Below are 21,409 nucleotides of genomic sequence, written 5' to 3'. Positions count from 1 at the left end.
GAAGGCGCGTTAGGCGCTGACGCTTTGTGCGATCGCCCCCAGCGGCGCGCCAAGGGGCCGGCATGAATTGCGGATCATCAGGCGTCCCTTGAGCGTCAGCTTGCGCGGCGGCGCGTCCCTGTTTCCGGCTAGGCGGTCGAGCAGCAGATTGGCCGCCTGCTCACCGATCGCCTTGACCGGTTGTGCGACCGTGGTCAGTTGCGGCTGGAACACGTCCGACCACGGAAAATCGTCGAAGCAGGCAACCGAAATGTCCTCGGGGCAAGACAGCCCGATATCGCGGATCGCCTTCATGGTGCCGATCACCATCGGGTTGTTGGCCGAGAAGACCGCGCTCGGGCGGTCGTGCAGCGAAAGCAGCTGCATCGTCGCGTTGTAGCCGTCGACTTCATGGAAATTGCCGAAGCGGACAAGCTCGCTCTCGACCGGCAGGCCTGCAGCCTGGAGCGCCTCGCGATATCCCGTCATGCGGTCATGCATGGGCGAGATGTCGAACGATCCGGAGATGTAGCCGATCCGCCGGTGGCCGAGATCGATCAGATAGGTGATGGCGTCGAACACCGCGCGCTGGTTGTCGAGAACGACGGTGTCGGTATCGACGCCTTCGCAAACGCGGTCGAGCAGCACCACCGGCACGTTGGCGTCGTCGACAATTCTCTTCAGGATCGCGCCGTCGCCGACGCGCGCAACAATCAGTCCGTCGACCATTCTGTCGAGCAGCAGCCTGATCTGGTCATCCTGCGTGTTCAGGTCCTCGTCCGTGCAGCACAGCATGACCGCATAGCCGGCGCGGTCGAATGCCTGCTGGATGACCGAAACGACATCGGTGAAGAACGGATTGGTGATGTGGGGAACGGTAAGCCCGATGGTGCGGGTCGTGCCCATCTTCAAGCTGCGGGCGATCGCGTTGCGCTTGTAGCCGATGTCGCGGATCGCCTGTTCGATGCGCTGGCTGAGCTCGGGACTGACGGTCGCGGTGCCGTTGATCAGCGCCGAGACGGTGGCGACCGAAACACGCGCCGCTTCAGCCACGTGCAGCATGGTCGGGGCCGTGGACTTTCGCTGCTTTTTTCGCCCTGACGCCATCATTTTCGAAACGTTTCATCGCCCTCTGGCTGCAATACCTACGGAATCTTGCAGATTTGCGCAAGAATTGAAATGCATCAATCCCGCCTCATCAGATAGCGACTTGACATGTTCGAAACGTTTAGATTAGCGTTTGAAATGTTCGACGACGACGGAAGGGAGGCCGTTCTTGTCATGGAGCATGGCAATTCCATCACGTCCGGAGATGATGCGGCCGCCGCCGGCCGCTCGGCTGTCGTTCTGAGCGCCGAGCACATTTCCAAGACCTTCGGTGGCATCGCCGCACTTGTCGATGTCGGCTTCGAGCTGCGGCGCGGCGAGATCCATGCGCTGATGGGGGAAAACGGCGCCGGCAAGTCGACGCTGATGAAAATCCTCTCCGGCATCTATACGGATTACGACGGGACGGTGAATGTCGATGCCCATCCGGTTCGTTTCGCCGGGGTGCGCGACGCCGAGCATGCCGGCATTGCCATCATCCACCAGGAGCTCAATCTCGTCCCCGAGCTCAGCGTTGCCGATAATATCTTCCTGGGGCGCGAGAAGCTGATCGCCGGACTTATCGTCGACCGCATGGCAAGCAGCCATGCCGCCAGCGCCCTGCTGCAGAGGCTCGGCATCGAGCTCAACCAGGAGGCGCGGGTCGGCAGCCTGCGTGTCGGCGAGCAGCAGCTGGTCGAGATCGCCAAGGCATTGTCGATGTCGGCGCGCATCCTGATCATGGACGAGCCGACTTCGGCGCTTTCGCCGGCCGAATGCCAAAGGCTGTTCCGGATCATCCGCCAGCTCGCCGACAACGGCGTGGCGATCGTCTACATCTCGCACCGCATCGACGAGGTCATGCATCTGGCCAGCCGAGTCACCGTGTTTCGCGATGGACGCCGCGTGCTGACCGAGGCGATGGCAAAGCTCGACGAAGATACCATCATATCGGCGATGGTCGGGCGCAACCTGCTTGCCTCTTCCCAGGAAGAGCGTGGTCCCAGCGGCAAGGTCGTTCTCTCCGTAGGCGGCCTATCGCTGTCGAAACCAGACCGCCACGGCTGGCGCACCGCGCTCGACGGCGTCGCCTTCGATCTTGCCGAAGGCGAAATTCTGGGGATAGGCGGACTGCTCGGCTCGGGACGCACCGAAATCCTGGAGACCATCTTCGGCTCCAGCGGCGGCCGCGCCGGCGGCGAAATCCGGCTCGACGGCGAGCCGGTGGAAATCCGTTCGCCACGCGACGCCCGCCGGCTCGGCATCGCCCTGGTGACGGAGGACCGCAAGACGCAGGGCCTGCATCTTCAGGCGTCGATCACCGACAATGTCGCGCTGCCGCTGGTCGGCACGCTGGCGCGGTTCGGGCTTCGCTCGCGGGCCGCCGAGCAAGGCCTGGCGCGGCAGGCGGTCAAGGCGCTCGGCATTCGCTGCGGGACCATCGAGCAGCCGGCCGGCACCCTGTCCGGCGGCAACCAGCAGAAGGTCGTCATCGGCAAGTGGCTGGCGACGCGGCCGCGGGTGCTGCTGCTGGACGAGCCGACACGCGGCATCGATGTCGGCGCCAAGCGGGAGATCTACGACCTGATCTTCAAGCTGGCGCGAGACGGGCTCGCCATCGCCGTCATCAGCTCGGAATTGCCGGAGCTGCTGCTTCTTTCCGATCGCATCCTGGTCATGGCCGATGGTCGCCAGACGGGGATCCTGTCGCGCGCGCAAGCCAGCGAGGAGGCCATCATGCGGCTCGCGGCGCCGCGCCGGACCATGACGAGACCCGCAGCATGAGCATCTTGAACATCCTGTCCCGGACGAAGCTCTATTGGGGCCTGATCGCCATCTTCCTGATCGGCGTGCTGGGCTCGCCGATCAGCTCCAAGGGCAACAACATCTTCCTGTCCTACGGCAATCTGCTCGATGTGCTGCGTCAGGTGTCGACCACCGGCCTGATCGCCACCGGCATGACGGCGGTGATCATCACCGGCGGCATCGATCTTTCCGTCGGCTCGCTGATGGCGATCTGCACCGTGGTCTGCGCCATGCTGCTGACGGTTCCGGGCGTCACGCCGGCGGTGGTGCTGGGGGTGCCGACAGTTGCCGTGGTCGCCCTTTGCCTCGGTATCCTGGTCACCCGCTTCATCTTCCTGAACATCGAAAAATCGCGCGCCGGCCCGCAGGCCACCCACGCCATCAGGCTGGATAGCGTTCGTGGGCTGGTCACGCCCGGCATTGTCGGGGTGATCCTCTGCAGTCTCGTGCTGTGGTTCCTGCTGCCGCAGGTCGGCTCGAAATTCGGCGTGGTCGGCGTGTTGCTGGTGGCGCCTTGCGTCGGCTTGCTGTTCGGCGCGCTCAACGGCTTCATCATCGTCGCCGGGCGGCTGCAGCCTTTCATCGTCACACTGGCGATGATGGTGACGGCGCTCGGCATCGCCCGGCTGACCGCCGGCCAGAACAATGCGGTGCTGCCGGTCTACACCGGGTCGAACGCCACCGCCGATTTCGAGATGCTACGCTCGCTGGTGTTCGGCGTGATCCCGATGCCGGGCCTGTTCTTCCTCGGAGCGATCCTGATCTACGGCGCAGTGCTGCGCTTCACCCCGTTCGGCCGCTATGTCTACGCCATCGGCGGCAACGAAGAGGCGGCGCGGCTGTCCGGCATTGCCGCCGGCCGCGTCAAGATCGCCACCTACGCCGTGTCCGGGCTGCTGGCCGGCGTGGCGGCAGTGCTCTATGTCGCGCAATACAGGCAAGGCAAGCCGGATGCCGGCGCCGGGCTGGAGCTCGATGCCATCGCCGCCGTGGTCATCGGCGGCACCAGCCTGATGGGCGGACGCGGCAGCCTGATCGGCACATTCTGCGGCGTGCTGATCTTCGGGCTGCTCTCGAACATCCTGCAATTGCACAACATCAATTCGAACCTTCAGCTCGTGCTGAAGGGGATGATCATCATCGGCACCGTGCTCGTGCAGGAGCGCAATGCCTTTGATCTTCTCTACTATCTGCGCCTGCCTGGTGGAAAAACGGCGCACAAGGAAACGACCGCAGCAAAGCGGCCGTCAAAAGAGACCCCGTCTCTAAATCTTGGAGGAAACAAGAAATGAAACGACGTGAATTGCTGAAGCTTGCCGCTGTCGCCGCGGCGCTGCTGACCACGACCGCCCTTCTGACCAGCGGCAACGCCTACGCGCAGGACAAGAAGTGGAAGATCGGCTTCTCGCAAGTGACGACCATCGAGCCGTGGCGCGCCCAGTTCAACAAGGACATCCTGGCCGAAGCCGCCAAGCATCCGGAAGTCGAGCTGATCGTCACCGACGGCGAGGACAAGACGGAAAAGCAGGTCGCCGATGTCGAGAACCTGATCCGCCAGGAAGTCGATGCGCTGCTGGTGTCACCGAAGGAATCCGCCGGGTTGACCGGTGTCGTGCAGCAGGCGATCGACGCCAAGATCCCGGTCTTCGTCCTCGACCGCAATGTCGAGACCAAGGACTACACGCAGTTCGTCGGCGGCGACAACAAGCTGATCGGCCGGGCTGCCGGTGAATACGCCGTCGAATTGCTCGGCGGCAAGGGCAAGGCATCAGGCAATGTCGTCGAGATCTGGGGCGGCATGGGCACCCAGCCGGCACATGACCGCCATGACGGCTTCCATGAATTCACCGACAAGGAGCCGGGCATAAAATATTTGCTCGACCAACAGTCGGGCGACTGGAAGCAGGACCAGGCCTACAACATCATGGCCACGGCACTGCGCAACAACGAGAAGATCGACCTCGTCTATGGTCACAACGATCCGATGGCCTACGGCGCCTATCTTGCCGCCAAGGATGTCGGGCGCGAGAAGGACATCAAGTTCATCGGCATCGACGGCCTGCCCAATGAAGGCGTGCAGCTTGTTGCCAATGGCGAGCTGACGGCGACGTTCACCTATGTGACGCCGGGCGCCGAAGGGCTGCGGCAGGCGATCAAGTTCCTGAACGGCGAGAAGGTCGAAAAGACCATCACGCTGCCGACGCAGAAGATCACCAAGGAAAATGCCGCCCAAATCCTGAAGGAGCACGGGCTCTGAGGCGTGTCGCCGGTGAGGGCGCTTGAGGGACGCGGCATGGCGCTGCCCCTCATCCGCCTGCCGGCACCTTCTCCCCGTATAGTGACGGGGAGAAGGTGACTGCCGCAGGGCCGGCACCCTTTTTGACCAAGGCCGCGCTCACGCCAGCTTGGCCAAAAGCCTCATGAAAATCGCCGTCTCCTTGGATGAAAGCGGCGCCAGCGTTTCCTCGGTGATCTCGCGGGCGATCGGGATCAGCCGCTCGACGGCCTTGCGGCCTTCCGCGGTCAGATTGACCAGCAGGCGCCTTTTGTCGACCTCATGCTTGGAAAGCTCGACCAGGCCGCGCGCCTTGAGCCGGTCGATGACACCTTTTACCGTCGCCGCATCCATGGCGATCAGGCTGCCAAGCTGGTTCTGCGAGGTCTCGCCGACATCGTGCAACTTGGCCAGCGCGGCGAATTGCGGCGGCGTCAGGTCGGCGATGTGCGCGGCGAAGATCGAGACATGGCGCTGGTGCGCCTTGCGCAGGATGAACCCGACCTGCTCCTGCAAGCGGTAATCGTTCTCGTCAGGCTCCTCTGCCTCGACCAGCTTGAGCTTGACGTCTTCGGCGCTCACCGCAGTCCGTCCCATGCCTTGATGTCCTTTGCCGCGAGACCGCCCATGCGGTCGTGCACGCGCGGGCCGCAGGTCATGGCGAGGCAGAACAGGATCTCGTCGGGACGAGGCCCGTCGCTGATGCCGACCTCCATGGCATCGAAATGACTACGCACATAGGCGGCGTTGATATGGCCGAGCGGCACGTCGAGCCGCGCGCCGAAGGCGCCGACCTTCTTTGCCGACGGCACGATCGCCTTGGCGTCACCGAGCCGCTCGCGCATGGCATAGCCGCCAGGCACATGCCACAGCGCGCCATGCTCCAGTTCGCCAGCGATACCGACGATGGCGCCCTTGCCGTAGCCGTCGATCTGTTTCAAGTCGCCGCCCAATGCGGCGATCAGCTTGTCGGAGAGCAGCAGCCCGAGCGGCTTCAGATCGTCCATGGCGCTCTGCAGGTCTTCCACGTAGCGGCCGGCGAATGGGTTGTTGACCACCGCCATGGCGGCGGCGCGGCGGCGCGGCACCTTCGCCACCGGCCCGCCCTCATGAAATATCTCCTCGGTCAGCACCGCAATCTTGCGGATCGCAAACTCAGGCATTGGCAATTTCCTTCCTTGATTTCTCGTTGGGCGCAACGAGCGCCATGGGGCCGGCGATCCGTGCCTGACCGGCAAGGAACAAGACTGAAGCGGCAATCAGGCCATGTCGCCGAAAATCTTCGGCCACGGCGAGGCCGTGGTCCAGCGCGACGGCGATTTCGCCTGATGAGAGCGCGCCGACCGCCTGGGTGACCAGGCGATCGCCAAGGTCGCTGTCGGGCGCCAGATCGCGCGCCGGCATGCGCTCGATGGCGCCATGACCGGGCAGGTCGACGGCGTTGGCGATCAGGGTCGCGGCGGCATCGGCTTCAGCACCGGTCCGCGCCAGTACGGTAACAGCGTCGGCGATGCCGAGCGAAAAGGAACGGCCGCGCCAGCCGCTGGTCGCGATGCCGCGGATCCCGTCTTCGGCGCGGATCGTGATCCGGTCCGCCAGTCCATGACCTGTCCCGGCAATGGCAAGCGTCATGGACCGGCCATTGCCGAGATGGATCGCGCTGTCGCCGCCATTGTTGACGTAGGCGCGATCGAGCCGGCGACCGGCCAGCAGCGCGCCAAGCATTTCGTCGGCTACCGAACCGGCGACCGCAGCCATCGGCGTGATGAATTGTTTCGCCAGCGGAACAACCGCCGCTTCCATGCGTCGCGCCGTCGGGCCAGCGAAAGCACGTGGTCGCGACGAGGCCGGGCGGCGCAGTTCCGGCAGTTCGTCGACGAGCTCCTGCAGGATTGTTTGAAACCGCGCCACCGCCTGGCCATAGGCGGCGCGGCGTTCGTCCCCATCGCCAAATGCCTCGACGATCAGGTCGATCGGGCCATGATTGAGATGCAGCCGCCTGCCGTCCTCAAGCCAATGCGCCTGCGGGCCGTTCATCATTACTTTGCCCCGTCTGCCGCTGCGCGCCGCAACTGCGCCAGCGGCGGCCATGGATTGCTGGCCGGCGCGCCCGTGCCGCGGCGCGGGTTGAGATACTCGCCGCCTTTGGCGAGAATGTCGTCAACGCTGCGGATCTCGGCTTCGTAGCCGCCGAGCCTGATATAATCGTCGCGGCGCAGGGTGAACTCGATCGGCGCCACCAGCGCCGGCGTCGGCACATAGCCGAAGGCGCCTTCCGGCACGCGGGTGACGTCGACCATCAGCGTGATGCCGCCGCCCGGCCAGACATAGACCGGCGCGCCGCCGACCGTCACATACGTCGTCAGGCCCTGCACCGAGCGGGTCAGATTGACCGGGTTCTCTGTGACGCCGGCGCGCAGCGAGCCGCCGGCGCCGCCGACGAACAGCACGGTGCACAGCGCCGGCTCGCAATTGTCCTCGATCAGGCCGACGGATTTCTGCAGCCTCTCGGGGAACGGTTTCTGCACCGGCTTCAATGCGTCGTCGAGCTCGTAATAGGCGAACTGCTCGCCGGTGGTCGAGACCATCAGCAGCGACAGGCCGGGATGTGCGCCCTTCTTCGCATTCCACTCACCAAGGATCGACAGCGGGTCGGAAATGCTGGTGCCGCCCCAGCCGAGGCCGGGCTCCGACACCTTGAAATAACGGCCCGGCGTCGAACGGCGGCCGATGATTTTTATGCCGGTATCCTGCCAGCCGAGCACCTTGCCTGCCTGATGCTCGGAAACGACGCCGGTGATGTGGTCGTCGACCACCACCACCTCGTCGACCAGGCCGCGCCACTGGGTGGCGAACATGCCGATGGTGGCAGAGCCGCAGCCGACGCGCATCCGCTGCTCGAGCTTGCCGTCGATGACCGGCGGCTTGCCGGCTTCGACGATGACCACAGCGCCGCCGTCGACGGTGAGCTCGACAGGCTTGCGGCTGCACAGATTGAGCAGCGCATCGCAGGTGGCACGACCTTCGGCTTTCGAGCCGCCGGTCAGATGATGCACGCCGCCCAGCGACAGCATCTGCGAGCCATATTCGCCTGTCGTGACATGGCCGATCGCCTCGCCCGCCGCGCGGACCGTCGCCGTTTCGGGGCCGATATGACGGTCGGTGTCGATCTTCACCTTGACGCCGCAGTAGGAGAAGATGCCCTCGGTGACGACGGTGACGAGATCGACGCTTTCGACCTCCTGGCTGACGATGAAAGGCGCCGGCTTGTAGTCGGGATAGGTGGTGCCGGCGCCGATCGCGGTGACGAAGCGGCGGCCGGTGTTGACCAGCTCGCCGTCCCATTCTTCGCCCTCGGCGACAAACGGCACGACCGCGCCGCCGGCCTCGGTCGCGTGGTCGAGGATGGTCAGCGGATCCATCCGCACGATCCTGCCGCCGACATTGCCGTAGCGGTCGCAGGCGCCGGTGCGGCCGTCTGCTATGTAGCACATGACCGGGCAGGCATCGCAGCGGATCTTTTCCGCCACCTGCTTCTCGCCGGGATCATGCGTCTCGAAGCGTTCGGCAAGCTCGCTCATCGGCGTGCCTCCTTGTCGCGTATCGCGGCGCGGATACGGCTCGGCGTCGCCGGAATTTTGCTGACCAGGACACCCGTGGCATGGCGGATGGCATTGAGGATCGCCGGTGCCGTCGGGATCAGCACATGCTCGCCCAGGCCCTTGGCGCCAAAGGGTCCTTCCGGATCCGGAACTTCGATCAGGATGGTCTCGATCGGCGGCACGTCGCCGATCGTCGGGATCAGGTAGTCGTGCAGATTCTCGGTGCGGCCCGGGATGTATTCCTCCATCAGCGCCATGCCGATGCCTTGCGCGATGCCGCCCTCGATCTGGCCTTCGGCGAGCAGCGGATTGATCGCCTTGCCGACATCATGCGCGGCGGTGATCTTGATCAGCTTGACCGTGCCGAGCTTGAGGTCGACCTCCAGTTCGGCGATCTGCGCGCCGTAGCCATAGACGGCGTAAGGCTTGCCCTGGCCCCTGGCGTCGAGCGGCAGGGTCGGCGGGTCATAGCTTTCCTCAGCGCGAAAGACCAAGCCGTCGGCATCGGCCTTCAGCGTGGACAAATCGATATGCCGTGTCGCTTCGCCCTCGCGGATGACCAGGCTTGCGCCATCGAGCGCGATCGCCGCTTTTTCCGACACATTGGCGAAGCGCAGCATCGTCTCGCGCAAGGCGCGACCGGCTTTTTCGGCGGCCTTGCCGGTCACGAAGGTCTGGCGCGAGGCCGACGTCTTACCGGCGTCCGGCGTGATCGCCGTGTCGGCGCTTTTCAAGCGGAATTTTTCGAGCGGCAGGCCGACCGCGTCGGCACAGATCTGCGCAATGACCGTGTTCGAACCTTGCCCGATATCGACCGCGCCCTGATGCAGGACGACATCGCCTTCAGCCGAGATGCCGACCCTGATGGTCGACGGATTGGGCAGCGAGGTGTTGCCGCAGCCGTACCAGCAGGAGGCGACACCGACGCCGCGTTTCCTGCTGTCATTGGCACTGTTGAACGCATCGGCATCGACAAGCGCACGCATCCAATGCGGCCGCAGCGCTTCGAGGCAGTCGGCGATGCCGACGCCCGATTGCAGCCTCTGGCCGGTAACCGTTTCGGAGCCGTTCCGAAGGCAGTTTTTCACACGAAAATCGAGCCGATCCAGCCCAAGCTTTGCGGCAAGTTCGTCATAGAGCGTCTCCTGCATGATCGTCGCCTGCGGCACGCCGAAACCGCGGAAGGCACCGGAGATTGGGCCATTCGTGTGGATGGCGCGGCCTTCGGCCCGATAATTCGGCGTCGCATAGGGACCGGAGGCATGCACCGGCACGCGGTTGGCGACGGTCGGTCCCCAACTCGCATAGGCGCCGGTGTTGAAATCGCCTGCGAAGACCATGCCGGTGACGCGACCATCGGCATCGGCGCCGATCATCGCCGTCATCTCGGCGGGATGACGCTTGGTGGTCGAGATCATCGATTCATGACGGGTATAGGCGAGCGCTGCCGGCCGCCCGGTCTTCATCGCGACCAGACCGATCAGCGGCTGTAACGAAACGTCAAGCTTGGAGCCGAAGCCGCCGCCGGTGGCGGTCGGCACGATCCGCACCTTGTCGACGGCAAGGCCAAGCACTTTTGCGACGTCGTCGCGGTCCATATAGGGCGCCTGCGTGCAGGCGACGACGACCAGCGTGTCGCCGTCCATGTAGGCATAGCCGGCCTCGGGCTCGATATAGGCGTGTTCGACATAGGACGTGTCGATGGCGCCGGAAACAGTGAACGTAGCGCCGGCAAGGGCGGCGTCGGGGTCACCGCGCTCGACAAAGCCTGATGTGAGCAGGTTTGCCGGCCGGTTCTCGTGGATCAGCCGCACGCCGCCGGCCTGCGCCTCGCAAGGCTGCAGGACATGCGGCAACTCGGTCCATCGAACAGGAAAATCCGCAAGGTCGAGATCGAGGATGGCCTCGCGCTCGCCGGCAACCAGCGCCACCGCCTCGCCGCGAAAGCGCGAAAAAATTTCGGCCAGCGCCGGCTGGTCGGCAAAAGGCGCGATGACGCCGAAGCAGTTCCTTCCCGGAATGTCGGCAGCGGTGAAGACGCCGACGATGCCGGGATGGACTTTCACCCAGGCGTCGAGATCGCCGAAGGCGAAGCGGGCGTGATGATGCGGCGAGCGAACCACCAGCACCGCCAGCGCTTCGGCCGGGAAGGAATCGCCGCCGAATTTTTCGCCGCCGGTGACTTTCGGCAGGCCGTCGAGGCGAATTGGAGAGGAGCCGACGGCGTGGCCTGAGATTGGCATTCTGCGGTCAAGATCGAGAGAAGGGGTCGCCAGCGCAGAAACTTGTCCTTTCTCCCCGTCATTAAACGGGGAGAAGGTGCCGGCAGGCGGATGAGGGGCAGCGCCGTCGGTCAAAAATTCGCTCGCGAACCGTCCCGCATCCATCACCGCAGCTATGATCTTGCGATAGCCGGTGCAGCGGCAGAGGACGCCGCCCAGGGCATCCAGGGTTTCGGCCTCGGTTGGATTGGGGTTGCTGTCCAGAAGCGCTGTCGCCGCGATGAGCAGGCCGGGTGTGCAGATGCCGCATTGCGCCGCGCCATGGTCGAGGAACGAGGCCTGCAGCGCCGACAATCTGCCGTTGGCGAGACCCTCGACCGTGGTCACCACGGTGCCAGCGGCAGAAGCCGCAGACATCAGGCAGGCGCAGACAGGTTCGCCGTCGACAAGCACCGTGCAGGCGCCGCAGTCGCCGGCGTCGCAGCCGACCTTGGTGCCGGTCAGCCGCAATTCGTCACGCAGCACCGAAGAGAGACGGCGAACCGGCGGCACGCAGACAGAGACGGCGGCGCCGTTGACCTCGAAGGCGATGTCGGCGCGCTCCATGCTCATGCCAGGCTGAGCTCCGCTCATGCCAGGCTGAGTTTTGGTCATGCCAGGTTGAGCTTGGCTCATGCCGCCGCTACCTTCTCGACCGACGCGTGACCCGCGGCACCGAGAACGGCGCGGGCGACAATCTCGCGCGCGGCGTCCAGCCGGTATTCGGCGCTGCCGCGCACGTCGTCGATCGGCGAAAGCTCGTCCATCGGTGCGGACTGGATCGCAGCGACGAGAGCGTCGTTGACCGGGACGCCGCGCAAAGCTGCTTCGACACTTGCAAGACGGCTGGCGACCGCCGAACAGGAGCCGACGGCGACGGCGGCGTTGGCGACGATGCCATCCTCAATGGTCAAGCGAGCCGCCGCCATGGCTATCGAAATGACGAGATAGCGGCGCGCGCCGAGCTTTTCGAAAACCGACGTGCCGGTGGCCGCTTCTTTCGGCACGCGGATGGCGGTGACCATTTCGCCCGGCTGCAGTTCCGTGCGGCGGTTCCCCAGGATGAATTTATCCAGCGGCAGATGGCGGACCATCGCCACCGCGCGCAGTTCGACCTCGGCGTCGAGGACGAGCAGCGCCGGCACGCCGTCGGCCGCCGGGGAGGCGTTGCAGAGATTGCCCGCGATGGAGGCGACGTTCTGGATCTGGACGGAGCCGACTTCCCGCGCCGCCTGCTTCAGCGCGTCGAAGGCCGCCGGCAGCGGATGACGGACAAGATCGGTCCAGGTCGTGCGCGCGCCGATGAGCCAATGGCTGTCGGTCTCAGCAATACCGCGCAGCGTCGCCAGGCCGTTGATGTCGAGGACATTGTCGCGGAAAGGCTTGGCTCCTTGTGCCGGGTAAAAATCGGTGCCGCCGGCAAGGATGCGCCACGAAGCCTCGCCAAGCAAAGCGAGCGCCTCGTCTATGGTGGTGGGTTTCGCGTAACGGATCACGCTTGCCTTCCCAAAATGGGCCTTCCCAAAAAAGGGTTGCCGACGGAACTTGCCGGCATTCGGGCCGGTCAAATTCATTCGTATGCAAATGATATCAAGCCGGCAGGAATTGTCAAAGCCAGAGTTTCGAGCCGCTATCCGCATCGGCGCGACGGCACGCATTTGTTATGCTGTTGGAGTTGACGCAGCCGGCCATCTGGTCAAGTTTCTGCATCCGTTGCGTCAGCGGCATTTTCGGCGGGTTCGAACACCGGATTCCACGTTTCGGCAGACTTCATGCCTCCGGGACAAACAAGAGGGAGGCTCCATGGCCGACGAAGCGCTTGTCATCATCGACCTGCAGAACGATTTCTGTCCGGGCGGCGCGCTGGCGGTGGCCGGCGGCGACGAGATCGTGCCGCTGGTCAACGACCTGATCCGCCGGACCGAACATGTCGTGCTGACGCAGGACTGGCATCCCGCCGGACATTCGAGTTTTGCCTCCAATCATCCCGGCAAGCAGCCGTTCGAAACGATCGAGATGCCCTACGGCCCGCAGACGCTGTGGCCCGACCACTGCATCCAGGGCAGCCTGGGTTCGGATTTCCATTCGGGCCTTGCCTGGACCAGGGCCGAACTGGTGATCCGCAAGGGTTTCCGCCCGGAGATCGACAGCTATTCGGCTTTCTTCGAGAACGACCATGCGACGCCGACCGGCCTTGCCGGCTATCTCAAGGAGCGCGGCATCGACACGCTGACCCTGGTCGGCTTGGCGACCGATTATTGCGTCGCCTTCTCGGCGCTCGACGCGGTCAAGCACGGCTTTCACACGACAGTGCGGCTCGACGCCTGCCGCGGCATCGATCTCAATGGCTCACTCGAGACGATGCTGAACCGAATGCGCGATGCCGGCGTGACGCTGGCTTGAACATCACCAATCGCATTCGACACAATTCCAGAGGGGGCATTATGCGGTTTGCGGCGGCTTTGACGGCGGGCGCTGTGGTGGCAGTCGCAACCCTGTTTCCGGGAACAGTGCTTGCAGCCGAGGCCCACGAACTGCCCGGCGAAACAATGTCGCTGTGGTGGGCGCTGCCCTTTGCCGGCCTGCTTCTGTCGATCGCCACCGGGCCATTGCTCTTCCACCATGTCTGGGAGCATCACTACGGCAAGATCACCTTGTTCTGGGCGGCGCTTGCGGTCGTGCCGCTGGCGCTGGCGTTCGGCATGGCTTCGGCAGCAGAGGCGGTGCTGCATGCGCTGCTCACAGAATACATGTCGTTCATCATTCTTCTGTTTGCGCTGTTCACCATTTCGGGCGGCATCCTCGTCGCCGGCAACATCCACGGCACGCCGCTGGTGAATTCCGGACTGCTGCTGATCGGGGCGATGCTCGCCTCGGTCATCGGCACGACCGGCGCCTCGATGATCCTGATCAGGCCGATCCTGCGCGCCAACGACAACCGGCCGTTCAACGCCCATGTCGTCATCTTCTTCATTTTCCTGGTGTCCAACATCGGCGGCTCGCTGACGCCGCTCGGCGATCCGCCGCTGTTCGTCGGCTTCCTGCGCGGCGTCGATTTCTTCTGGACCGCTGCCAATCTCTATCAGGAGACATTGTTCGTCGGCGGCCTGGTGCTGGCCGTCTTCCTGGCCATGGACATCATCCTGCATCACCGCGAGGCCGGCGCACCGAAAATCAAGGATCCAACACCGGACACCAAGGTGCGCATCCGAGGCCTGGCCAACCTCCCGCTGCTGGCCGGGGTGATCGGCGCGATCCTGCTTTCCGCGACCTGGAAGCCGGGCGTGGCGTTCTCCGTCCAGGGCGTGAGCCTTGAATTGCAGAACCTGGTGCGCGACGCCATCATCCTGGCCCTCGCCTTGCTTTCGCTCGCTGTCTCAAACAAGAGCCACAGGCGGGCGAACAACTTCCACTGGGAGCCGATATCAGAGGTGGCAAAACTGTTCGCCGGCATCTTCATCTGCATCGTTCCGGTCATCGCCATTCTCAGGGCCGGTGCCGACGGCGCGCTGGCGCCGCTGGTCTCGCTGGTCAGTTCGCCGACGGGCGAGCCCAACGACCTGGCCTATTTCTGGATGACCGGAGCGCTGTCTTCCTTCCTCGACAATGCGCCGACCTATCTGGTGTTCTTTGAGCTCGCCGGCGGCGATCCGCAGCATCTGATGACCACCTTCGCCTCGACGCTGGCGGCGATCTCGGCCGGCGCGGTGTTCATGGGCGCCAACACCTATATCGGCAATGCGCCAAATTTCATGGTTTACGCCATTGCCAGGCATCGCGGCGTAAAAATGCCGGGCTTCTTCGGCTACATGGCATGGTCGGGCGCGGTGCTGATCCCGATTTTTTTGATCGCGGGTTTCCTGTTCTTTCGCTGATCAGCCGACGCCGACATAGCGGCGGACCGCCGATGGATCGGCGCGGAGCTCCTCGACATCGACGGTCTCGCGGTTGCGGCCGTTTTCGATGAACGAGACCCGGTCGGCGACGGACAGCACGGCATCGACGCGCTGCTCGACCAGGATCGTCGAGACGCCAAGGTCGCGCAGCTTCGCTACCGTCTCGCGAATTTTTGCGATCATCGACGGCATCAGCCCTTCGGTCGGCTCGTCGAGCAGAAGCACCTGCGGCTCGAGACACAGGGCCCGAGCCATGGCCAGCATCTGCTGCTCGCCGCCCGACAGCGTGCCGGAGCGTTGTCTCAGCCGCTGGCGCAGCAGCGGGAAGAGGTCGAGCACGTTTTCGCGCGTCGCCTTGCCCTTGCCGCGGGCCATCAGGCCGATCTCGATGTTTTCGGCCACCGTCATCTCGGCGAACAGCCGCCGGCCCTGCGGCACATAGGCGACGCCGGCCTTCGGCACGTCGTGCGCCGGCAAGCCGGTCAACTCCGTGCCGTCGAGCCTGATCGAGCCGGCGCGTGAAGGAACGAGGCCCATGATCGCCTTCAGCGTCGTCGTCTTGCCGGCGCCGTTGCGGCCGAACAGGCAAAGCACCTCGCCCTTGTTCAGCACGAGGTCAAGGCCGTAGAGCACCTGGACCTCGCCGTAGAAGCAGTCGAGCCCGGAGATGGTCAGTGCTTCAGCCCGTGGTTGCGTCATGGGGTCGTCCCCAAATAGGCGTCCTGCACTTGCGTATTGGCGCGGACCTGCTCGGGAGTGCCTTCGGCCAGGATCTTGCCGGCGTTGAAGACGGTGATGCGGTCGGCAAGCTGCATGACCACCGGCATGTTGTGCTCGATCAGCAGCACGGTGGCGCTTTTGGCGATCTCGCGCACCAGCCCGATGAAATTGTCGATCTCGCTGTCGGCCAGCCCCTGCGTCGGCTCGTCGAGGATCAGCAGGCGCGGTTTCAGCGCCAGCCCCATCGCCACTTCGAGCAGGCGCTGATGGCCATAGGACAATTGCCCGGCCGGCATATGGGCGCGGTCGGCAAGGCCGGTGCGCTCCAGCGCCGCCATGACGCCGGCATGGACAGCACCTTTCGAGCGGCCGTCGGTCAGCGTGCGCTGCACCGGCAGCGCGACATTGTCGTAGGCGGTGAGGTTGGCGAAGACGCTGGTGATCTGGAAGGTGTAGGCGATGCCAAGGCGGACCCTGGCGTAGGCCGGCAGGTTGGTAATGTCGGCGCCGTCGAAGACGATCATGCCCGATGACGGCTGGATGCGGCCGCTGATCAGGCTGACGAAGGTGGTCTTGCCGGCGCCATTGGGGCCGATGACGGCGCGGATCTCGCCCGGCATGACGGCGAAATCGACACCATCGACAGCGCGCAGGCCGCCGAAATTGCGGGACAGGCCTTTGGTCGTCAGCAGCGGCATCATGGCAGCCATCCGAGCCAGCGCTGACGGATGGTGCCGAGAATGCCCCTGGGAAAGAACAGCACCAGCGCGATGAGGGCGATGCCGACGATCAGCAGATAGGCCGAGGTGTAGCCGCTGGTGACGTCGACGACATAGTACATGAACAGAGTGCCGATCAGCGGACCGAGCGTGGTCGCAGCACCGCCGAGCAGCACCCAGAGCAACGGCAGGATGGAATATTGCACCGAGGCGAAGGTCGAGCCGACATAACCGAACAGCAGCGCGTAGGCGGCGCCCGATGCCGCGCAGATGGTGCCGGAGACGACGACCGCGGCAAGCTTGTTGGAAAAAATGTCGTAGCCAAGCATTTTGGTCCGCTCCTCGTTTTCGCGGATGGCGACCAGCACACGGCCATACCTGGAGCGGACGATGCCGAGCGTCACCAGCAGCACGATCGAGAACAGGATCAGCGCGCTCATGTAGCGCACGGTCGGATTGGTGAGGCCGAGCGAGGTGTCGCCCAAAACAAGCACACGCGCCGACTGCGGCACCACCAGGCCCTGATCGCCGCCGGTCCAGGCCGCGAGATAGAGGATTATCAGATAGAACACCTGCGCGAACATCATGGTGACGATCATGAAGGCGACGCCGGAAGTGCGCAGCGCCAGCACCCCGATCACCAGCGCGAGAAGCGCGCCGCAGGCAAGGCCGGCGGCGAAGGCGGCCGGCACGCTCCAGCCGAGGTGGATGACGGCAAGGCCTGCGCCATAGAGCCCCGCCGAAAAGAACATGGCGTGGCCGAGGCTGAGCAACCCGACATAGCCGAACAGCAGGTTGTAGCCCATGGCGAAAACCGCCAGCACCATGATGCGGGCGAGCAGCCCGTGGTGATATTCCGGCAGGACGAAGCTTAGGGCGAACAGCAGGACGATGACGCCCAGATGCAACGCATAGGCCTTTGACGGTGAAGCCTCCTTCATCGCGATGCCGTCCCGAACAGGCCTTGCGGCCGGAACACCAGCACCATGGCCACCAGCAGCGTGGCGATGATCTTGGCCAGCGTCGGCGAGAAGAACACCGAGATGATGCCGTCCGACAGGCCGATGAGCACGGCGGCGACCACGGTTCCGCGCAGCGAGCCGAGGCCGCCGATGATGACGACGATGAAGGACAGCAGCAGCGGGTCCTGTCCCATCAGGTAATGCGCCTGGCTGATCGGCACGATCAGCACCGCGGCCACCGCCGCAAGCATGGCGCCGAGCGCGAAAACGCCGGCATAGACGCGGTCGACCGGAATGCCAAAGGCCTGCGCCGTTTCGCTGTCATATTGCGTGGCGCGCATGACGAGGCCGATTCTCGTACGTGTCAGCACGAACCAGGTCGCCACCAGCAGAAGCGCGGATGCGGCGATGATCGACAGCTTGTAGCCGGAGTAGCCGAACCACGGCAAAAGGATGCGGTAGCTGAAGGGCGGCTCCACTGGCCGTGCCTCCGGACCATAAAAGGTCAGCGCCAGTTGCTGGATGATGTAGAGCATGCCGATGGTGGCGACGATGGTGGCTTCCGGATTGTAATTCAGCCGGCGCAGCACCAGCCGTTCGGAGACCAGCGCGATCAGGCCAACGATCAGCGGCGCCAGCACCAGGGCTGCGAGGAAGCCGAGCGCCGGATGGCCTGATATCGCCGTGGAGATCGCCCAGGCAAGCACCGCGCCGAGCATGAAGAACTCGCCATGGGCGACATTGACGACGCGCATGACGCCGAACACCAGCGACAGGCCAAGCGCCGTCAGCGCCAGCACGGCGGAGGTGACGAGGCCTTCGAGGGCGGCGAGAAGAAGATGAGGTCCGAAGTGCATCGGTCAAGCACCAGCGGATGCGCGAAGCACCCCCCTCTGGCCTGCCGGCCATCTCCCCCTCAAGGGGGGAGATTGGCAGTTGCTGCGAAGGCGGCCATCTACCAACCTTGGCGATTGGCGAAAGCGGTGATGCCAGCAAATCTCCCCCCTTGAGGGGGAGATGTCCGGTAGGACAGAGGGGGGTACCTCGGCTCCCACGCTTACCGACAAAGCCAAGTTCACAGCGGCTGCGTCGTGTAATCCCCTTCCGGCTCGTAGAGGCCGTCCTCGATCTTGGTCTTGTGGACGACGTTCAGCCGGCCGCCTTCGACCTTTGAGATGTTCTGGATGCCAAAACACTGGTGGATCTTGCCGTTGAAGGTCTTCGGCCCTTGCGGATGCTCGGGGCCCTCGGCGAACTCGGTCAAGGCCTCGGTCGCCTCGACCAGCTTGGCACGGTCTTCCGGGCCCTTGTAGCCGGCATCCTCCATCACCTTCTTGACGACATAGAGCGTTTCCCAGCAGCCGAACATGTGCGCGGCGGTGGAGACGTCCTTCGGATCGCCGACGGCAGCGCCATTGTCGTCGATGCCGACGGCGGCGCGATAGGCCTTCTGCGCGGCGGAATCATCTGGCTGCGCGTAGCGCGGCGAGCCTTCCCAGAAATGGCTGCCGTCGAGGAATTCGAGGCCGGGGCTGTTGATGTCGGTGGCTTCGAGCGAATCGATGAAGCCGAACAGCTGCGGCCGGCTGGAGCCGTAGAACTCGCCGAGTTCCTTGACGAAGGTAAGCACCGCAGGGCCGACCATGACGTGGTAGATCACCTCGGTCTCGGCCGGGATCTGCGGAAAATATTTGGTGAAGGACGATTCCGTCGGCGGGATGGCGATCTGGGCGATGACCTCGGCGCCCTGCGCCTTCAGCGCCGGCGGCAGGTAGTCGCGATGGTCGTAGCCGAAGGCGAAATCGGGGAAAATCTGCGTCACCTTCTTGCCGGCATTCGCCGCGATCCACGGCGCCATCGCCTGGATCTGGCTCTTCACGTCGGTGATGCCGGGCTGGAAGACGTAGCGGTTGAGCTTGGTCGAGGCGACGTGGTGGCCTTCGCTGACGACAAAATAGGGCATCTTGGCCTCACCGGCGGCGGGCGCCGAGCCGATGACGACATGCGAAAACAGCGTGCCGTAGACGATGTCGGTCTTGTGCTGGGTGGCGAACTTACCGACCACTTCGGCGCCGCGGCCGGGATCGGTGCCGTCATCCTCGATGATCACCTCGACCGGCCGGCCGTTGATGCCGCCGGCTTCGTTGATCGCCTTGACCGCGGCTGCGGTGGTCCGCTCGTACCAGCGGCCGTAGGCGGCGCCGATGCCGGTGCGGTGGCACTGGAAGCCGATCTTTATCGGCGCCGAGCTTTGCGCCTGGCTGTAGCGCACGAACCCAGGCGCGACGGCAAGGCCGGCGCCCGCGGCCAACCCCTTGAGCGCGGTGCGGCGGGTGAGACCGGTTTTGGAGAGATCGAAAAACCCATTCTTGTCAGTCACGGCAGTTCCCCTTGTTTTTGAGTTTGACCAATGGCTGTAGCGAGACGGGCCACTCCTGGTGAGAGCGCCGAAATTGCATGTGTACAAACTAAATCATCAAAGCCCTGACGTGGCAAGCGAGCTTTCCCCCGGGGACTGATCGACGTCATCGAAGCCGGGTTTTGTCTCACCCGACCGAAGGCGTGGCAAGCAACCACAGGCCGAAGACCGTATAGGCGATCATCAGCACGGTGAGCGGAAACTGGCTGAGCGCGGCACCCGCGGGACGCGGATGCAATCGCCAGGCGAGGCCATGCGCGACGAGCACGGCGAGCATGTGGCCAATGATGATGACGCCGGCCTGGAAATTCCACAGCCACCATGCCGAGCCGGCGCCGGCAGCGACGCCGGCTTCGATCGGCATGTCGGCGGTGCCGAACAGGTTCCAGCCCAGCGTGAACGGGTCGGAAAGCGCAGCCAGCGCATATTGGCCATCGACAAGCAGCGCCGTCAGATAGTGCGCAACATGATAGGCGAGCGCGATCGGCACGATCGACCAGACCAGCAGCCCTGCGGCCTGACTGAGGGAATGCGGGCTGCCGGCAAGATGCTGGCCAAGGACAATGGCAATGATGAACGCGGCTGCAAGCAAGACGAACGTCAAAACGAGCCCGAAGCTGCCGATGCCGATCACCGCCGTGCGGCCCGGGACTTCCAGCGGATTGATGCCGAACAGGCCGAGCCAGAAGAAGGTTTTGGACAGGCCGTCGAACGACACCGACGACAGCGCCAGCAGCAGGAAAGCAATGCCGCTGAGCGACAGCGGCGCGGCATTGCTGAGCTTGGCGCCCGGCCAGCACAGACTGAGCCGACCGCCTTCATTGCGCTCGACTTCTTTGCGCCCGCCTTCATTGCGCCCGCCTTCATTGCGCTTGCCTTCGTCGCGCTCAAGCAGGGCGAAGCGCGCAACCATGGCGAGGAAGACGGTCAGGAACTCACCGCGCCGGGTCCAGTCGCGGTAGCCGAACACCAGCATGGCGGCAAAACTCAGCAGCCAATAAAGGCCGGCGGCCCAGGCGAGCCGCGCCGGGTCGTCGGGCGCCGGGTCGATCAACTCGAACCAGGCGAAGGCGAAGAACAGCACGAAAGCCGGCCAGCAGCCGAGCCACGCAGGCGGTCGCCATGTCTTGCGATTGACGACCTTGCGATTGACGACCTTGCGATTGCCGAACAGGCGCGAAATGACACGCCAGGGCCCGTACCACGGGTCGAGCCATGACCAGAGATTGCCGAACAGCCCCTGCAGCAGAACCAGGCCAACCCAGAGCAGCGTCCAGATCGCCAGCGGCAGCGGGTTGGAGAGCGGATCACGGCTGCCGAACAGGCCGGCCGCAATCAGCATTACAAAGCCGGCAAAGGATATCAAGCTGACGACCGCCCGCGCGCCGTCGCCGAATGCGAACAGCGGCAGGCGCCGCCGCCAGAAGCGGGCAGGAAAGTCTGAGGGCAGCAGCGCCAGGACAAGAAAACTGGCTGCGACCGCGAACGCGCCGCCGGCGACGTAGTAGCCGGTGGGCAGAAGCAGGACGTGGCCGCGGTCGGAGGCATGGGCGAAGGCTGGGGTGGGTGATGCGATGAAAGCCGAACAGATGGAAGCTCCCGTCCAGAAAGAATATGCTCGCCCGCAGTGATCCTTCGCACCCCCCTCTGTCCTGCCGGACATCTCCCCCGCAAGGGGGGAGAT

18 protein-coding genes are annotated in these 21,409 nt (G+C 64.5%); 5 read left to right on the top strand and 13 right to left on the bottom strand.

All coding sequences use genetic code 11. The features are described 5' to 3' along the window. Positions 1-9 precede the first annotated feature (9 nt). The gene (locus AC0L17_RS01385; RefSeq protein ID WP_473514477.1) at positions 10-1,041 is read right to left on the bottom strand and encodes a LacI family DNA-binding transcriptional regulator; all 1,032 of its coding nucleotides are present in this window, start codon (positions 1,039-1,041) and stop codon (positions 10-12) included. A 219-nt stretch (positions 1,042-1,260) separates the two neighbouring features. Between AC0L17_RS01385 and AC0L17_RS01380 the strand changes: the two genes are divergently transcribed. Genes AC0L17_RS01380 through AC0L17_RS01370 form a run of 3 tightly spaced genes read left to right on the top strand, consistent with a single transcriptional unit; the run spans position 1,261 to position 5,128 of the window. Further along, complete coding sequence (locus AC0L17_RS01380; RefSeq protein ID WP_473514604.1) at positions 1,261-2,850, top strand: sugar ABC transporter ATP-binding protein; 1,590 nt, start codon at positions 1,261-1,263, stop codon at positions 2,848-2,850. Next, positions 2,847-4,163, top strand: coding sequence for an ABC transporter permease (locus AC0L17_RS01375; RefSeq protein ID WP_473514476.1), 1,317 nt, complete (start codon positions 2,847-2,849; stop codon positions 4,161-4,163). The genes AC0L17_RS01380 and AC0L17_RS01375 overlap by 4 nt, the downstream gene beginning before the upstream one ends. Continuing rightward, positions 4,160-5,128 carry a substrate-binding domain-containing protein gene (locus tag AC0L17_RS01370; RefSeq protein WP_091596342.1) on the top strand — a complete coding sequence of 323 codons (969 nt, stop codon included), beginning with the start codon at positions 4,160-4,162 and terminating at the stop codon, positions 5,126-5,128. The genes AC0L17_RS01375 and AC0L17_RS01370 overlap by 4 nt, the downstream gene beginning before the upstream one ends. A 138-nt stretch (positions 5,129-5,266) precedes the next feature. Here AC0L17_RS01370 and AC0L17_RS01365 read toward each other — a convergent pair whose 3' ends face one another. Genes AC0L17_RS01365 through AC0L17_RS01340 form a run of 6 tightly spaced genes read right to left on the bottom strand, consistent with a single transcriptional unit; the run spans position 5,267 to position 12,505 of the window. After that, the gene (locus tag AC0L17_RS01365; RefSeq protein WP_473514603.1) at positions 5,267-5,728 is read right to left on the bottom strand and encodes a MarR family winged helix-turn-helix transcriptional regulator; all 462 of its coding nucleotides are present in this window, start codon (positions 5,726-5,728) and stop codon (positions 5,267-5,269) included. Then, complete coding sequence (locus tag AC0L17_RS01360; protein ID WP_287238346.1) at positions 5,725-6,309, bottom strand: amino acid synthesis family protein; 585 nt, start codon at positions 6,307-6,309, stop codon at positions 5,725-5,727. Before AC0L17_RS01360 ends, AC0L17_RS01365 begins: the two co-directional genes overlap by 4 nt. Continuing rightward, complete coding sequence (locus AC0L17_RS01355) at positions 6,302-7,183, bottom strand: UPF0280 family protein (protein ID WP_473514602.1); 882 nt, start codon at positions 7,181-7,183, stop codon at positions 6,302-6,304. The genes AC0L17_RS01360 and AC0L17_RS01355 overlap by 8 nt, the downstream gene beginning before the upstream one ends. A gap of 2 nt (positions 7,184-7,185) precedes the next feature. Continuing rightward, the gene (locus tag AC0L17_RS01350; protein WP_473514475.1) at positions 7,186-8,727 is read right to left on the bottom strand and encodes a 6-hydroxynicotinate reductase; all 1,542 of its coding nucleotides are present in this window, start codon (positions 8,725-8,727) and stop codon (positions 7,186-7,188) included. Beyond that, on the bottom strand, positions 8,724-11,582 hold the full coding sequence (locus tag AC0L17_RS01345) for a molybdopterin-dependent oxidoreductase (RefSeq protein ID WP_473514474.1): 2,859 nt from the start codon (positions 11,580-11,582) through the stop codon (positions 8,724-8,726). The genes AC0L17_RS01350 and AC0L17_RS01345 overlap by 4 nt, the downstream gene beginning before the upstream one ends. 59 nt (positions 11,583-11,641) lie before the next feature. Further along, positions 11,642-12,505, bottom strand: a complete 864-nt coding sequence (locus AC0L17_RS01340; RefSeq protein WP_473514473.1) for an FAD binding domain-containing protein — start codon at positions 12,503-12,505, stop codon at positions 11,642-11,644. 307 nt (positions 12,506-12,812) lie between these two features. Here AC0L17_RS01340 and pncA point away from each other — a divergent pair, with 307 nt between their 5' ends. Both pncA and AC0L17_RS01330 read left to right on the top strand, forming a co-directional pair. Beyond that, positions 12,813-13,412, top strand: a complete 600-nt coding sequence (gene pncA / locus AC0L17_RS01335; protein ID WP_091596328.1) for a bifunctional nicotinamidase/pyrazinamidase — start codon at positions 12,813-12,815, stop codon at positions 13,410-13,412. A 41-nt stretch (positions 13,413-13,453) separates the two neighbouring features. Then, positions 13,454-14,884, top strand: a complete 1,431-nt coding sequence (locus tag AC0L17_RS01330) for a sodium:proton antiporter (RefSeq protein WP_473514472.1) — start codon at positions 13,454-13,456, stop codon at positions 14,882-14,884. On the opposite strand, the gene AC0L17_RS01325 is transcribed toward AC0L17_RS01330, so the two are convergent. From AC0L17_RS01325 to AC0L17_RS01300, 6 genes are all read right to left on the bottom strand, one after another. After that, entirely contained in the window at positions 14,885-15,604 is a 720-nt protein-coding gene (locus AC0L17_RS01325) for an ABC transporter ATP-binding protein (protein WP_473514471.1), read from the bottom strand. It abuts the gene before it with no gap. Then, positions 15,601-16,326 (bottom strand): ABC transporter ATP-binding protein, encoded by a 726-nt coding sequence (locus tag AC0L17_RS01320; RefSeq protein WP_473514470.1) that lies wholly within the window; start codon positions 16,324-16,326, stop codon positions 15,601-15,603. Before AC0L17_RS01320 ends, AC0L17_RS01325 begins: the two co-directional genes overlap by 4 nt. Next, positions 16,323-17,285, bottom strand: a complete 963-nt coding sequence (locus tag AC0L17_RS01315; protein WP_473514469.1) for a branched-chain amino acid ABC transporter permease — start codon at positions 17,283-17,285, stop codon at positions 16,323-16,325. Before AC0L17_RS01315 ends, AC0L17_RS01320 begins: the two co-directional genes overlap by 4 nt. Beyond that, positions 17,282-18,163 (bottom strand): branched-chain amino acid ABC transporter permease, encoded by an 882-nt coding sequence (locus tag AC0L17_RS01310; protein ID WP_091596321.1) that lies wholly within the window; start codon positions 18,161-18,163, stop codon positions 17,282-17,284. Before AC0L17_RS01310 ends, AC0L17_RS01315 begins: the two co-directional genes overlap by 4 nt. Before the next feature lie 218 nt (positions 18,164-18,381). Continuing rightward, positions 18,382-19,686, bottom strand: a complete 1,305-nt coding sequence (locus AC0L17_RS01305; protein WP_473514468.1) for an ABC transporter substrate-binding protein — start codon at positions 19,684-19,686, stop codon at positions 18,382-18,384. A gap of 166 nt (positions 19,687-19,852) precedes the next feature. Beyond that, positions 19,853-21,409 (bottom strand): hypothetical protein (locus AC0L17_RS01300; protein WP_473514467.1); only part of this gene is annotated, 1,557 nt, incomplete at its 5' end.

It is taken from the genome of Mesorhizobium sp. WSM4829 (assembly GCF_055811475.1).
Note: the sequence above shows the minus strand (reverse complement) of the source record. Positions and strands in the feature narration are given on the sequence as shown.

Bases quoted from the DNA above. Each gene is read 5' to 3' on its own strand.
- AC0L17_RS01385 (WP_473514477.1), bottom strand. From the start codon at position 1,041: ATGCTGCACGTGGCTGAAGCGGCGCGTGTTTCGGTCGCCACCGTCTCG.
- AC0L17_RS01380 (WP_473514604.1), top strand. From the start codon at position 1,261: ATGGAGCATGGCAATTCCATCACGTCCGGAGATGATGCGGCCGCCGCC.
- AC0L17_RS01375 (WP_473514476.1), top strand. From the start codon at position 2,847: ATGAGCATCTTGAACATCCTGTCCCGGACGAAGCTCTATTGGGGCCTG.
- AC0L17_RS01370 (WP_091596342.1), top strand. From the start codon at position 4,160: ATGAAACGACGTGAATTGCTGAAGCTTGCCGCTGTCGCCGCGGCGCTG.
- AC0L17_RS01360 (WP_287238346.1), bottom strand. From the start codon at position 6,309: ATGCCTGAGTTTGCGATCCGCAAGATTGCGGTGCTGACCGAGGAGATA.
- AC0L17_RS01355 (WP_473514602.1), bottom strand. From the start codon at position 7,183: ATGAACGGCCCGCAGGCGCATTGGCTTGAGGACGGCAGGCGGCTGCAT.
- AC0L17_RS01350 (WP_473514475.1), bottom strand. From the start codon at position 8,727: ATGAGCGAGCTTGCCGAACGCTTCGAGACGCATGATCCCGGCGAGAAG.
- AC0L17_RS01345 (WP_473514474.1), bottom strand. From the start codon at position 11,582: ATGAGCATGGAGCGCGCCGACATCGCCTTCGAGGTCAACGGCGCCGCC.
- pncA (WP_091596328.1), top strand. From the start codon at position 12,813: ATGGCCGACGAAGCGCTTGTCATCATCGACCTGCAGAACGATTTCTGT.
- AC0L17_RS01330 (WP_473514472.1), top strand. From the start codon at position 13,454: ATGCGGTTTGCGGCGGCTTTGACGGCGGGCGCTGTGGTGGCAGTCGCA.
- AC0L17_RS01325 (WP_473514471.1), bottom strand. From the start codon at position 15,604: ATGACGCAACCACGGGCTGAAGCACTGACCATCTCCGGGCTCGACTGC.
- AC0L17_RS01320 (WP_473514470.1), bottom strand. From the start codon at position 16,326: ATGATGCCGCTGCTGACGACCAAAGGCCTGTCCCGCAATTTCGGCGGC.
- AC0L17_RS01315 (WP_473514469.1), bottom strand. From the start codon at position 17,285: ATGAAGGAGGCTTCACCGTCAAAGGCCTATGCGTTGCATCTGGGCGTC.
- AC0L17_RS01310 (WP_091596321.1), bottom strand. From the start codon at position 18,163: ATGCACTTCGGACCTCATCTTCTTCTCGCCGCCCTCGAAGGCCTCGTC.